Origin of the sequence: Streptomyces griseus subsp. griseus, assembly GCF_000720255.1 — a bacterium.
Lineage (GTDB): Bacteria > Actinomycetota > Actinomycetes > Streptomycetales > Streptomycetaceae > Streptomyces > Streptomyces griseus_I.
On sequence record NZ_JOJE01000036.1, the window covers coordinates 14,801 to 27,631 of the forward strand.

11 protein-coding genes, 1 tRNA gene and 1 riboswitch are annotated in these 12,831 nt (G+C 71.5%); of the genes, 6 read left to right on the forward strand and 6 right to left on the reverse strand.

The annotated features are described in order from the left end of the window. Positions 1-176: 176 nt before the first annotated feature. The 4 genes from IG99_RS34050 (at position 177) to IG99_RS34065 (ending at position 5,334) form a co-directional block, all read left to right on the forward strand. Positions 177-1,601 carry a hypothetical protein gene (locus IG99_RS34050; RefSeq protein WP_037680957.1) on the forward strand — a complete coding sequence of 475 codons (1,425 nt, stop codon included), beginning with the start codon at positions 177-179 and terminating at the stop codon, positions 1,599-1,601. 93 nt (positions 1,602-1,694) lie between these two features. Further along, positions 1,695-2,912 carry an L-2-hydroxyglutarate oxidase gene (lhgO, locus tag IG99_RS34055; RefSeq protein WP_037680959.1) on the forward strand — a complete coding sequence of 406 codons (1,218 nt, stop codon included), beginning with the start codon at positions 1,695-1,697 and terminating at the stop codon, positions 2,910-2,912. A 108-nt stretch (positions 2,913-3,020) separates the two neighbouring features. After that, complete coding sequence (trmB, locus tag IG99_RS34060; RefSeq protein WP_078948073.1) at positions 3,021-3,929, forward strand: tRNA (guanosine(46)-N7)-methyltransferase TrmB; 909 nt, start codon at positions 3,021-3,023, stop codon at positions 3,927-3,929. Between the two features lie 49 nt (positions 3,930-3,978). Then, the gene (locus tag IG99_RS34065; RefSeq protein WP_037680961.1) at positions 3,979-5,334 is read left to right on the forward strand and encodes a PrsW family intramembrane metalloprotease; all 1,356 of its coding nucleotides are present in this window, start codon (positions 3,979-3,981) and stop codon (positions 5,332-5,334) included. Positions 5,335-5,403: 69 nt separating this feature from the next. On the opposite strand, the gene IG99_RS34070 is transcribed toward IG99_RS34065, so the two are convergent. The 4 genes from IG99_RS34070 to IG99_RS34085 all read right to left on the reverse strand — a co-directional run bounded on the left by IG99_RS34070 (position 5,404) and on the right by IG99_RS34085 (position 9,388). Continuing rightward, the gene (locus tag IG99_RS34070) at positions 5,404-6,354 is read right to left on the reverse strand and encodes an aldo/keto reductase (protein ID WP_037680963.1); all 951 of its coding nucleotides are present in this window, start codon (positions 6,352-6,354) and stop codon (positions 5,404-5,406) included. Positions 6,355-6,465: 111 nt separating this feature from the next. Continuing rightward, positions 6,466-7,497: a M23 family metallopeptidase gene (locus IG99_RS34075; RefSeq protein ID WP_037680965.1), complete on the reverse strand. Its 1,032-nt coding sequence runs from the start codon at positions 7,495-7,497 to the stop codon at positions 6,466-6,468. An 11-nt stretch (positions 7,498-7,508) separates the two neighbouring features. Further along, positions 7,509-7,666, reverse strand: a riboswitch (cyclic di-AMP (ydaO/yuaA leader). A 314-nt stretch (positions 7,667-7,980) separates the two neighbouring features. Continuing rightward, positions 7,981-8,054: transfer RNA gene (locus tag IG99_RS34080), tRNA-Met, on the reverse strand. A gap of 119 nt (positions 8,055-8,173) precedes the next feature. After that, complete coding sequence (locus tag IG99_RS34085) at positions 8,174-9,388, reverse strand: dihydrofolate reductase family protein (RefSeq protein WP_037680968.1); 1,215 nt, start codon at positions 9,386-9,388, stop codon at positions 8,174-8,176. A gap of 87 nt (positions 9,389-9,475) precedes the next feature. On the opposite strand from IG99_RS34085, the gene IG99_RS34090 reads away from it, so the two are divergent. Further along, positions 9,476-10,000 (forward strand): MarR family winged helix-turn-helix transcriptional regulator, encoded by a 525-nt coding sequence (locus IG99_RS34090; protein ID WP_037680971.1) that lies wholly within the window; start codon positions 9,476-9,478, stop codon positions 9,998-10,000. 166 nt (positions 10,001-10,166) lie between these two features. Continuing rightward, positions 10,167-10,820, forward strand: a complete 654-nt coding sequence (locus IG99_RS34095; RefSeq protein WP_037680973.1) for a GTP cyclohydrolase II — start codon at positions 10,167-10,169, stop codon at positions 10,818-10,820. 41 nt (positions 10,821-10,861) lie between these two features. Here IG99_RS34095 and IG99_RS34100 read toward each other — a convergent pair whose 3' ends face one another. Then, entirely contained in the window at positions 10,862-11,647 is a 786-nt protein-coding gene (locus IG99_RS34100; protein ID WP_037680975.1) for a GNAT family N-acetyltransferase, read from the reverse strand. Between the two features lie 217 nt (positions 11,648-11,864). After that, positions 11,865-12,557, reverse strand: coding sequence for an ABC transporter permease family protein (locus tag IG99_RS34105; RefSeq protein WP_234312056.1), 693 nt, complete (start codon positions 12,555-12,557; stop codon positions 11,865-11,867). Positions 12,558-12,831: the final 274 nt, after the last annotated feature.

Genomic DNA, 12,831 nt, shown 5'->3' on the forward strand with positions numbered 1-12,831 from the left:
CACACAACGGGAGCACGTGGCAACGGTGTGTAGGTGAGCCCGCACTTCAGTACGGACCACAATCCCGCCATCCGGAAGAATGCCCCTTAACGCTTGGGATGCGGCGAACTACGCTGGGTTTACGAATGCCGCGTGGTTATGCCAGCGCGGCAGCCGTCTGTGTCGAGGGGTGGCGCATGTCCAGGGAGCAACGCGGGCCGAACGAAAAACTCGGCGCCGTTCTCGCCCTCGCGGGAATCAGCAACGCGGGACTCGCGCGTCGCGTCAACGATCTTGGCGCCCAACGCGGGTTGACGCTTCGCTACGACAAGACGTCGGTGGCGCGCTGGGTGTCGAAGGGCATGGTGCCGCAGGGCGCCGCCCCGCACCTCATCGCCGCCGCGATCGGCCAGAAACTGGGCCGACCCGTGCCACTCCACGAGATCGGCCTGGCCGACGCCGACCCCGCGCCCGAAGTGGGGCTCGCCTTCCCCCGGGACGTCGGACAGGCCGTGCGGTCGGCGACCGAGCTGTACCGGCTCGACCTCGCCGGGCGCCGCGCGGGCTCCGGCGGCATCTGGCAGTCGCTGGCCGGCTCGTTCGCGGTGAGCGCGTACGCGACGCCCGCCTCACGATGGCTGATAACCCCGGCCGACAGCTCGGTGGCGCGCGAGGCGAACCTGACCGAGGGCTCCGGCGCACCGCTCAAAGTCGGCCACAGCGATGTGCAGAAGCTGCGGGAGGCCGCCGAGGACGCCAGGCGCTGGGACTCCAAGTACGGGGGCGGTGACTGGCGCTCATCGATGGTGCCGGAGTGCTTGAGGGTGGAGGCGGCGCCGCTGCTGCTCGGCTCGTACTCCGACGAGGTCGGCCGGGCCCTGTTCGGGGCGAGCGCCGAACTCACCCGTCTGGCCGGCTGGATGGCCTTCGACACCGGCCAGCAGGAAGCCGCCCAGCGGTACTACATCCAGGCGCTGCGCCTGGCCCGCGCGGCCGCGGACGTCCCGCTCGGCGGGTACGTCCTCGCCTCCATGTCCCTCCAGGCGACCTACCGCGGCTTCGGCGACGAGGGCGTCGACCTGGCGCAGGCCGCCCTGGAGCGCAACCGGGGGCTGGCCACGGCCCGCACGATGAGCTTCTTCCGGCTGGTCGAGGCGCGGGCGCACGCGCGCGCGGGTGACGCACCGGCGGCCGGTGCGGCGCTGAAGGCGTCCGAGAGCTGGCTGGAACGGTCGCGTGAGGGCGACAACGACCCGTCGTGGCTGGGGTTCTACGGCTACGACCGGTTCGCCGCGGACGCGGCGGAGTGCTACCGGGATCTGAAGGCGCCGCGGCAGGTGCGCCGGTTCACGGAGCAGGCGTTGTCGAAGCCGACGGAGGAGTTCGTGCGGTCGCACGGGTTACGGCTGGTGGTGTCGGCCGTGGCCGAGCTGGAGTCCGGCAATCTCGATGCGGCGTGTGAGCAGGGGGTGCGGGCCGTGGAGGTGGCTGGGAGGATCTCTTCGGCTCGGACCACGGAGTACGTGAAGGATCTTCTTCATCGGCTGGAGCCGTATGGGGACGAGCCGAGGGTGGTGGAGTTGCGGGAGCGGGCTCGGCCGCTTCTCATGGCTCCCGCGTAGCACTTCGCCTTCTCGTCTGCCGTCCTGGGGTCGGCTGTGCTCGCCGGGGTTTGAACGTAGTGTCAGTGGCGCAGTGCACTATCGGAGGCGGAGGTGGTGCAGGTGCGGGTGGGTGCGTACGACTGCGACGTGCTGGTGGTCGGCGGGGGGATCGTCGGGCTGTCCACGGCGTTCGCGATCACCCGCGCAGCGCCGGGGACCCGGGTGACCGTGCTGGAGAAGGAGCCGGGGGCTGCCCGACACCAGACGGGGCGCAACAGCAGTGTGATCCACAGCGGGATCTACTACAAGCCGGGGTCACTGAAGGCGCGGTACGCCGTGCGCGGTGCCGCGGAGATGATCAAGTTCTGTGCGGAGTACGGCATCGCGCACGCCGTCACCGGCAAGCTGATCGTGGCGACCGAGCGGGAGGAGCTGCCCCGCCTGCACGCGCTCGTGCAGCGCGGCCGGGAGAACGGCATCCCGGTGCGGGAGCTGGGCGGAGCGCAGATCGCGGAGTACGAGCCCGAGGTGCGGGGCCTCGCGGCGATCCACGTCGGGACGACAGGGGTGTGCGACTTCGTCGGGGTCGCACGGCAGCTCGGCGAGGCCTCGGGGGCGGAGATCCGCTACGGCGCCCGGGTCGAGCGGATCGACCGGCGCCCCGACCGGGGCGTCGCGGTGCGGACCACGAACGGGGACGTCGTCCGGGGCCGGGTGCTGGTGAACTGCGCCGGGCTGTACTGCGACGAGGTCGCCCGGATGACCGGGGACGAGCCCGGGGTGCGGATCGTGCCGTTCCGGGGGGAGTACTACGAGCTGGCGCGGCCGGAGCTGGTGCGGGGACTGGTGTATCCGGTGCCGGACCCGGCGTTCCCGTTCCTCGGGGTGCACCTCACACGCGGGATCGACGGCAGCGTGCACGTCGGCCCCAATGCCGTGCCGGCGCTGGCGCGCGAGGGATACGAATGGCGGGTCGTACGGCCGGGCGAGGTCGCGACGACCGTCGCGTGGCCCGGGGTGTGGCGGATGGCACGGCGGCACTGGCGGTACGGGGCGGGTGAGCTGCGGCGGTCGGTGTCGAAGGGGGCGTTCACGGAGGCGGTGCGCAGACTGCTGCCGGCGGTGGGGGAGGGCGACCTGGTGAGGACCGCGGCGGGCGTGCGGGCTCAGGCCGTGCTGCGGGACGGGGGGCTGGTGGACGACTTCCTGATCCGGGAGGGGGCGCGGGCCGTCCATGTCCTGAACGCGCCGTCCCCCGCGGCGACCGCCTCGCTCCCGATCGGTCGGGAGGTGGCTCGGCGGGCGCTGACCGTGCTGGGGTCGGTGTAGGGCCCAGTCCCCCCAGCGGCCAGTCCCCTCAGCGGCCAGTCCCTCCGAGCCGCCGTGCTCACGGCGCCCTCCGCCCCCTGAATCGAGCCCCGTAAAATCGAGTGCACTGTGTCTGACTCCCTCAACACCCCCGAAGCCCCCCAGCCCGCACCCGGTGAGCAGCACCCGCACGACCCCGGTGTCTCGATCCGGCACACCCGGGCCAAGGGTGAGCCCCGTTTCCCGGACGGGCCCACGGCCGATCCCGCCGGATCCCACTTCGAGCGGCGGATCCGCAGTTTCCAGCCGCGCCGCAGCCGGGTGACCGCGGGGCAGGCGGACGCGTTGCAGCGGCTGTGGCCCAAGTGGGGGCTCGACATCGACGGGCAGCGGGTCCTCGACCTGGGCGAGCTCTTCGGCAACGACAACCCGGTCGTGCTGGAGATCGGCTTCGGCATGGGCGAGGCCACCGCGCAGATGGCCGCCGCCGACCCGGACACGAACGTCCTCGCCGTGGACGTCCACACCCCGGGCCAGGGGAACCTGCTCAACCTCGCCGACCACAACGGAGTGACCAACGTCCGGGTCGGCAACGGCGACGCCATCATCCTGCTGCGCGAGATGCTCACCCCGGACGCGCTGGCCGGCCTGCGCGTGTACTTCCCCGACCCCTGGCCCAAGAAGCGCCACCACAAACGGCGGCTGATCCAGCCCGACTTCCTCACTCTCGCCGCGACGCGGCTGAAGCCGGGGGCGGTCCTGCACTGCGCGACCGACTGGGAGCCGTACGCCGAGCAGATGCTCGAGGTGCTCAGCGCGCACCCCGACTTCGAGAACACCCAGGCCGATGGCGGTTTCGCGCCACGTCCCGAGTTCCGGCCACTGACCCGTTTCGAGGGCCAGGGACTGGACAAGGGTCATGTCGTGAACGATCTGCTCTTCCGCCGCGTACAGCACCGCGAGCAGAACGCGGTTCGGCGTTCCCATGACCTCAGCCCGCACCACCAGTCCCCCACCGAGCCTCCCGCCGACGCCTGACGATCGCGCACCGTCGCGGGCGGCGCGCTCCCTCGTTAGGGTCGATGCCGTGGCCACCTTTCCCCCGTATCCGACGCACCCCGACGGCCCCGCCGGCGGGGGCACGCTCCGGCACGCGCACTGGTGGCAGCGCAAGTCGGTACGGTACGGGGCGCTGATCACCCTCCTCACCCTCTCCGGGCTCGTCATCCTCGCGCTGGTGCGCGAACAGACCGGCACTGAGGGGTTCCTGGTCGGACTCGGGCTCGCGGTGCTGCCGGTGCCGCTGCTCGTCGCGGCGTTCCGCTGGCTCGACCGGGTGGAACCCGGCCCCTGGCGCAACCTGCTGTTCTCGTTCGCCTGGGGTGCCTGCGCGGCCGCGCTGATAGCGATCGTGGCCAACAGTTTCGCGACGAGATGGATAGCCACGGCCACCGCCGATCCGTCCAGTGCCGACACTCTCGGCGCGACCGTCATAGCCCCCGTCGTCGAGGAGTCGGCCAAGGCCGCCGCCGTCCTGCTGGTCTTCCTGTTCCGGCGGCGGGACTTCACCGGCATCGTCGACGGGGTGGTCATCGCCGGGGTGACCGCGACCGGGTTCGCGTTCACCGAGAACATCCTCTACCTGGGCACGGCGTTCGGCACCGACCAGCTCACCGGGGACCGCGGCATCGCCTCCGTGACCGCCGCGACGTTCTTCGTGCGCGTCATCATGTCGCCGTTCGCGCACCCCCTGTTCACCGTCATGACCGGCATCGGATTCGGCTTCGCCGCGCTCGCCGGGGAACGCCAGCACGTCCGGCGGGTGCTGCTGCCGCTGACGGGACTGCTGCTGGCGATGGCCATGCACGCGTTCTGGAACGGCTCGTCGACCTTCGGCGAGTACGGGTTCCTCGCCGTGTACGGGGCGTTCATGCTGCCCGCGTTCGGTCTGCTGACGTGGCTGGTCGTCTGGACCCGGCAGCGGGAGCTGAGGACCGTACGCGAGGAGCTGCCCGCGTACGCCGCCGCGGGATGGCTGGCGCCGGCCGAGCCGTTCGCCCTCGGGTCGATGCGGGCACGGCGGCTGGCCCGGGAGTACGCCAGGCGTCATTCCGGCAGGCCCGCGGCGCGCGCGGTGGCCCAGTACGAGGCGTACGCGACGTCACTGGCGTTCCTGCGGCGCCGGGGGAACCGTGGGAAGGCGGGCGCTGACTTCGTCGTGCGGGAGGCGGAGTTGCTGCGGGAGCTGTGGGGGCGCCGGGATGTGGCACGCCCGGCGCTGGACCACGCGGCGCGGGTGGCCGCGCCGCCGGTGCCGGTGGTGGTGCCGCCCTGGCCGGTTCACGGGGGGTACGGATACGTGCAGGGGTACGCGAACGGCCCCGGGCCGGGGTACGGGTATCCGGCGGCGCCCTCACCCGCGTACAACCCTTACCGCTCGTAGCGAGCCCGGGTCGCGGGGGTTCGGCACCGCCGGACAACGCCGTCGCGGCTGAACGCCGTGAGTGACTGACTAGGCCGAGGCTTCCGTCAGCTTCGCCACTTCCTGCTCCGTCAGCCGCAGTTCCGCCACGCCCAGCAGTGCCGGCAGCTGGTCGACCGTGCGGGCGGAGGCGATCGGCGCCGCGACGGTCGGCTGGGCGGCGAGCCAGGCGAGGGCGACCGTGGCGATCGGGGCATCGTGGGCCTGGGCGATCTCGTCGAGCGCGGCGAGGACCTTGACGCCGCGCTCGGACTCGAGGTGCCCCGCTGCCTGGCCGGCACGCGCGCTGTCCACCGTCGTGCCGGGCCGGTACTTGCCGGTGAGGAAGCCGGAGGCCAGCGCGTAGTACGGGACGGCGGCCAGGCCCGCGCGGGAGGCGACGTCGCTCAGCTCACCCTCGTAGGTGTCGCGCGAGACGAGGTTGTAGTGCGGCTGGAGGGCGACGTACCGGGCGAGGCCCTCGCGGTCGGAGAACTCCAGGGACTCACGCAGGCGTCCGGCCGAGATGTTGGACGCGGCGATGTGCCGCACCTTGCCCGCCCGCACCAGCTCGTCGAGGGCGCCGATGATCTCCTCGACCGGCACCTCGGGCTGGTCGAAGTGCGTGTAGTAGAGGTCGATGTAATCGGTGTTCAGGCGGCGCAGGGAGGCGTCCGCGGCGGCCTTGATGTTGGCCGCGGTCAGGCCCTGGTACTCGGGGTGCTGGCTGACCTTGGTGGCGATGACGACGTCGGAGCGGTTGCCGCGGGCCGTGACCCACTTGCCGATGATGGTCTCGGACTCGCCGCCGCTGTTGCCCTCGATCCAGGCGGAGTAGACGTCGGCGGTGTCGACGAAGTTGCCGCCGGCGGCGGTGTAGGCGTCGAGGACGGCGAAGGAGGTCGCCTCGTCGGCGGTCCAGCCGAAGACGTTGCCGCCGAGGGAGAGGGGGAAGACCTCGAGGTCGGAGGAGCCGAGCTTGCGCAGAGATGATGAAGTCATGCTCTACGTCAACGCGCGAACGGGAGGCACGCATTCCGTGCCTCCCGTGAACGCTTCGTGAATCCGGGAGACCTCACCGACTCCCGGAAGTCTGCGGAACCCGACGGGTTCTCAGGGGTTGAGCCCCTTGCCGCGCAGCCACGCCATCGGGTCGATGCCCGAGCTGCTGCCGCCGGGGTGGACCTCCAGGTGGAGGTGGGCGCCGGTGACGTTGCCGGTGGCGCCGACCCGGCCGATGACGTCGCCCGTGCCGACCTTCTGGCCGACGCTGACGTTGATGGAGGACTGGTGGCAGAACCACAGCTCCGTACCGTCGTCGAGGGTCATGATCGTGCGGTAGCCGTACGAACCGGCCCAGCCCGCCTCGGTGATGGTGCCGCTGTGGATGGCCTTGATGAGCGTGCCGGTGGGCGCGGCGAAGTCGAGGCCGGTGTGGTAGCCGGAGGACCAGTACGAGCCGGCCTGACCGAAGGTCGAGGTGATGGTGTACGAGGAGGTCGGCAGCGTGTACTGCTTGGCCAGCTCGGCGAGACGCTCGGCCTCGGCCTTCCGCTCGGCCTCTTCCTTCGCCTTCTTCTTGGCGGCCTCGGCCTTGGCCTTGGCCTCCTGCTCGGCCTTGTTGGCGGCGTCGGTGGCGGCCTTGGCGGCCGCGGCCTCGGCGGCGGCCTGGGCCTTGCTCTCGATCTGGCCCTGCTGCGACTCGGCCTGGGCCATGATGCGGCTGCGCAGCGACTCACCGGCGTCGGTGGCGCTCTGGGTGGTGGTGTCGGTGTCGGCGCCGACGCTGCTGAGGGCGTCCGCGGCGTCCTTGGCGGTGTCCTCGGTGTCGTCCGTCAGCAGCGAGCCGACGGAGGGCAGGTCGGGTATGGAGATGGAGACCGGCGGCTTGCCGGTGTTGGCGCTGGCGATGCCGCCCGCGCCGACGGCGGCGATGACGCCCACGCCCAGGACGGTGGAGCTGCGGGCGAGCCCGCCGCGCTGCTTGGCGACGCGGTGCCGGCCACGTACCGGGCGAATGGATTCCGCGGTGGGGTTCCACTCCTCCCAGGGGCCCTCGTCGGTGCGGTAGTCGCCGTAACCGAAGGTCTCGGTGCTGCGGCGGCTCGGCGCGGGGGCCTCGGGGGCAGGCGGGTTGGACGCCACGAAGGCGTACTCCTTTCCTTCCGTGACGCCTACCGGGTTAGCTGACGGGTTCGGAGCGGGAAGGTCTCCTACGCGCGTATACCGGCCGTGAGTTCACGGCGGCATCCACGTGATTCACCCCAAGGTGGTGGTTCCCCGGTTCCCTTGCGGGATTCGGCGCGTGAGCACGGAGCCGCCTCTTGTGACGGCTGGGACGACCGCGCTGCGTTATCGAACGTTAATAGACAGTGGGTCAGGTTTCCAAGCTGTTCCGCTTGATCATTAACATTTTCGCCGGGGACTTACGGGCCATGACCGGCGAAAATCGGGCGAGTTGACCGAGTGGCGGGGTCGACAGAATGCCTGACGGTGCGTCAGTTGTTATGCGGAGCGACATGGTTCACTTACGTGGCGTGACCGAATGTGAAGGTCGCGGAAAGGCCCGGGCAGCTTGAAAAACACCGAAGGCCGGGACTCCTGAGAGTCCCGGCCTTCGGCCTTCAGTAGCGGGGACAGGATTTGAACCTGCGACCTCTGGGTTATGAGCCCAGCGAGCTACCGAGCTGCTCCACCCCGCGTCGTTGATTCAAGTGTACGGCATCCGCGGGGTGCGAAGCGCCAGGGTTTTACGGAGGGGGCGGAGTGAGGCGGAGCGGCGGGTTTTCCGGGGCCGGTCAGTCGACTCCTCTTGGGCCGGTCAGTCGAGCAGGTGGCGGTTGGGGGCCTTGGCCCGCTCCGCGTACTCCGGCAGTACGACGACCTCCGCGCCGCCCGCCAGCAGCACGCCCGTACCGTCGGCTCCCTGGACGAACGTGTCGGGCTCGCGCCAGGCCGTGACCACCCGCCCCACCCCCGCGTCGAGGATCAACCGGGCGCAGGGGGCGGGCCGGGAGGCGCGGCGGGCGCAGGGTTCGAGGCTGCTGTAGACGGTGGCCGACGCGAGCCTGGGGTCGGCCGGGCCGATCTTCGCCAGGGCCGCCTCCTCGGCGTGCACCACGGAGTCGCCGCCCTCCCGGGAGTGCCCGCGCGCCAACTCGGTCCCGTCGGCCGCCACCACGACCGCGCCCACACTGAACGCGGTCTCCGACGGCGGGCACCGCTCCGCGAGTTCACAGGCGAGGGCGAGCCAGTGCCGGTCGGCCGGGGAGGCCGCGCCGCCACGACCGGGCGCCGTCGGCTGGTAGCGCATCAGTACGACGTCCTCGATGCGCCGCGTCTCCACGAGCCGGAGCCGGCCGCCCTGGTAGGCGCCCGGACCGAAGAGGCGGGGGGCGTGGGGATCGCCCACGAAGAGGGGGGCGAGGACGAGCTGGAGTTCGTCGGCCAGTTCCTGCTGGAGGAGCTGGGTGTGGACGGTCCCGCCGCCCTCGACCATGAGCCGGCGTACACCGCGTACGTCGTGGAGGTGCTCCAGGAGTGCGCGCCAGTCGAGTTCGGCACCCAGCGCCACGACGTCGACACCGGTCCCGGCGTCGGCGTCGGCGTCGGCGTCGGAAGCGAGGTCGGCGCCGGAAGCGGGATGGGCACCGGAAGCGGGATGGGCACCGATGCCGGCCCGCCGGGCCCGATCGGCGCCCTTGTCCGTCGTGTAGAGGACCTTCTCCCCGCCCGTGTGCCAGAACTGTGCCGCCGGGTCCAGCTCGCCTGAGCCGCTGACCGTGACCTTCAGCGGGAACTCGGGCTTTCCGGCGGCGACCCGGGCCGCGCGCCGCTCGGGCGAGTTGACCAGCAGCCGCGGGTTGTCGGTGCGGATCGTGCCGGCGCCGATCAGGATGGCGTCGACGGAGGCCCGTACCTCGTCGACCCGGTCGAAGTCGGCCGGGCTGGAGAGCAGCAGCCGCTCGGGGCCGGTGTCGTCCAGGTAGCCGTCGAGGGAGACCGCGGCGGACAGCAGGACGTAAGGGAGAGGCATCTACGCACTCCATCGTGGGACGGGAGCATCCGGGTCTTGGGGCCTTGGGGTCTTGGTTCAAGTTTGAAACAAACTTACACTGGTCGCATGACGACCCGCTGGCTCACCCCCGAGGAGCAGCGCGCCTGGCGCGCGTACATCGCCGCCACCATGCTCCTGGAGGACGCGCTCGACCGGCAGCTCCAGCAGGAGGCCGGGATGCCGCACATCTACTACTCCATCCTGGCCACCCTGTCCGAGACACCGGAACACCGACTGCGCATGACCGATCTCGCCGAGCAGCTGAAGATCACCCGCAGTCGGCTGACGTACGCGGTGGCACGACTGGAGAAGGACGGTCTGCTACGGCGCGAGGGATGCACCTCGGACCGCCGCGGCAGCCTCGCGGCGCTGACCGACGACGGGCTCGCGGTGCTGGAGCGGGCGGCACCGGGGCACGTGGAGACCGTACGCGCCCACATCTTCGATCACCTCAGCCCCGAGCAGGTGACACAGCTGGAGGAGATCTTCACGGGGATCACGAAGGGACTCATGGGGGACGGGCCGGGGGACGGCCAGGGGGACCTGCCGTGGCTGCGGCGCTCGTCCACAGGGTGTGCGGGAACGGGATGACCCGGCCGGAGAGCGACGTTGGGCCTGATGCGTGACACATGAGGCGCGCGCCACAAACGTGTTGCTTCAAGTTTCAAGCAGGAGTAGGGTCCCGATCCGAGGATGTGCTTCAAATCTGAAGCAGGCCCTTGGACCGATCAGCGATGGACCCGACCCGGAGGCCCGCATGCCCGCTTTCCCCGCCGCCACCACGCGCTCCCGCGTCCGGGTACCGCTGCGCTTCCACGACGGCTACGGCGTCGACGCCGAACTGGTCACCTTCCACGGTCTGACCGACGGCCAGGAACACGTCGCGGTCGTCCTCGGCGACCCGGGCGCCGTCCCGCTGGTCCGCCTGCACTCCGAGTGCCTGACCGGCGACGTCTTCGGCTCCGCCCGCTGCGACTGCGGCCCGCAGCTGCGCGAGGCGGTCGAGCGGATCGCGGAGCGCGGCGGCGTTCTGCTCTACCTCCGCCAGGAGGGCCGCGGCATCGGCCTCTACAACAAGCTCGACGCGTACGCCCTCCAGGACCAGGGCCTCGACACCTACGCGGCCAACGCCGCCCTCGGCCTGCCCGAGGACGCCCGCGACTACACGGCGGCGGCCCAGATGCTGGACGCCCTGGGCATCACCGGCCTGGACCTCCTCTCCAACAACCCCGACAAGGCCGACCAGTTGCGCACCCTCGGCGTCGAGGTCCGCGACCGCGTCCCCACCGGCGTCTTCGCCACCCCGGACAACGTCCGCTACCTCCGCGCGAAGGTCCTCCAGACCCAGCACACGCTGCCGCTGACGGAGCTGCGGGAGACGGCGCCGCTGACGGAACTGAGCGTGGGCTGAGGCTGGTCGAGCCTTCCGGCACGAACGTTGTCAGGTGCCGTCTACGAACGGTTGGTAGCGCCCCCGCGACCGTCCTCCTCCTCGAGGGCCATGTAGAGGCGGGTGCCTCCCGGGCGGAAGCCGACGCGTTCGTAGACCTGCCGGGAACCCTCACCCGAGTACTCGAGCCACACCGAGTCCGCCTGCTGGGCGAACATGGCCTCGGCCAGTGCCGCGGTGACCGAGCCGGCGACGCCTCGGCCGCGGCAGGCGGGGCGGGTGCCGACGCCGGCCAGTTCCGAGGTGCCGACGGCGGGCGCGGAGCAGGTTCCCGCACCCGCGCAGCCCCCCTCGGGGTCCCGCACGAACCGCACGGCTCCGCCGTTGTCCTGGGTACGGCGCAGCCGGGCGGCCCCTTCCCGCGACGCGGCGAACGCGCTGTCGAAGGCCTCGGACAGGGCGGCGCCGATGGACTCGTAGTCCGCGTCCGTGCGCGGAATGGCGACCGGGAGCGCGGTCGGCGACGGCGGGGTGAGGGTGTCCGGCGTGCAGACCAGATAGGCGTGCTGCGCCTCGGTGGTGAACCCCGCTGCCCGCAGGGCCGGTTCCACGTGGGGTGCGGCGTCCGGCGCGAACTCCAGCCGGGGCTTGAGTCCGCGCTCGCGGAACGCCTCGATCAGGGCCGCGACGTCGCGGCCGCTCGGGCGGGCGCCGGGCAGCGGAGTCGCGTAGTTGAGGTAGGGGCTGCTGCTGGAGGGGTCGAACCCCAGGACGAAGGCGGTGATGTCGACCGCCTCGGGACGGCGACGGAGGTTGCTGACGGCGAAGTTCTGGACGTCGATGCGCACGGTGAAACGGCCTCACGTTGAAGTGGTGGATGCGTGGCGGTGTGCGGGACACCGCGCCATCGGGCCGCCGTGAGGAGAGCGGAGCGGAACCGAGCGGACAGGAAGATCCGGTCAGTACCGACGGCGGCCGCTGGGGGACGCCGCAATCATTGGCTTCAGTCCTTCACCGTGAGAGAGGTGAGCGCGCACAGCACTCGGCGGCAGCTTATCCGCTCGGTCAACTGTGCGCCCGGGCAACGAGGCAGGGATCCCGCCGAAGCACCTCCCGGCTGCCGAGCAGCGTGCCGACGGCCAGACCGAGGGCGGGCAGCACCAGCGTGGCACCGGCCCACAGCAGCCCGGGCAGGGCGTCCGCAGGCCTGATGGGCAGCCCTAGGAGATCACTGAGCCGCCGCGTGAGCGCGACGGAGAGCCCGGTACCGACGACGGCGCCGATCGCTCCCGCCACTCCGCCGGAGAGGAGGGCCTCACCGAGCATGATCCGCCGCAACTCCGGCCGCCCGGACCTCAGGATCCGCAGCACCGCGAACTGCCCGACCCGCGCCCGCGCACTGCCCGCGGCCCGCACGACACCGAGCCACACCGCCCCCAACGCCAGCACCGGCACCAGCACCCGCATCGCGAGATCCGCCACACCGAACAGACCGGCCAGATGGCGGACGCGGTCGGACACCGGCGAGGCGGAGAACCCGTCGTCCTGGAGCGCCTTGGTGACCGCGGCCACGTCCCGCTGGTGCCGGACCACGACGACGGCGGACTGCGCACCCTCCCGCTCCCGGAACGCCTCCGGCTCCTGTCCGGCCCGGGCGGCCGCGAGCAGCGCGGCGGTGTCCTCGGCGAGATGGGCCACGCCGGGCCCGTCGGCCTGCCGGCTCGGGTCGTACAGCGCGACGACCTTCAGCCTCACCACGGCGGTGGTCCCGGACGCGCTCCCCTCGCCTTGGTGTACCCGAAACGGACGGACCCGCCCGACCAGCGCACCGAAGTCGGTCCCCTGCGCTGCGGCAGGCCGACGTCAGAGGCCCCTCACCGCACGGCCCGCTCCGCTGGACCCGGTGTCTGTTCAAGTCACCGGCGACCAGCCCCCGTTCACGCCTAAGTGGGACGCCGGTTGCCCGCAGCTTTCCTGGGCGTGGAGATTGCGGGAGTTCTGGGAGCTTGTTGGGGAGACCGGTCGGTAGCGG

Coding starts and splice junctions, on each gene's coding strand:
- IG99_RS34050 (WP_037680957.1), top strand. CDS start 177: ATGTCCAGGGAGCAACGCGGGCCGAACGAAAAACTCGGCGCCGTTCTC.
- IG99_RS34095 (WP_037680973.1), top strand. CDS start 10,167: ATGCCCGCTTTCCCCGCCGCCACCACGCGCTCCCGCGTCCGGGTACCG.
- IG99_RS34090 (WP_037680971.1), top strand. CDS start 9,476: ATGACGACCCGCTGGCTCACCCCCGAGGAGCAGCGCGCCTGGCGCGCG.
- IG99_RS34070 (WP_037680963.1), bottom strand. CDS start 6,354: ATGACTTCATCATCTCTGCGCAAGCTCGGCTCCTCCGACCTCGAGGTC.
- IG99_RS34085 (WP_037680968.1), bottom strand. CDS start 9,388: ATGCCTCTCCCTTACGTCCTGCTGTCCGCCGCGGTCTCCCTCGACGGC.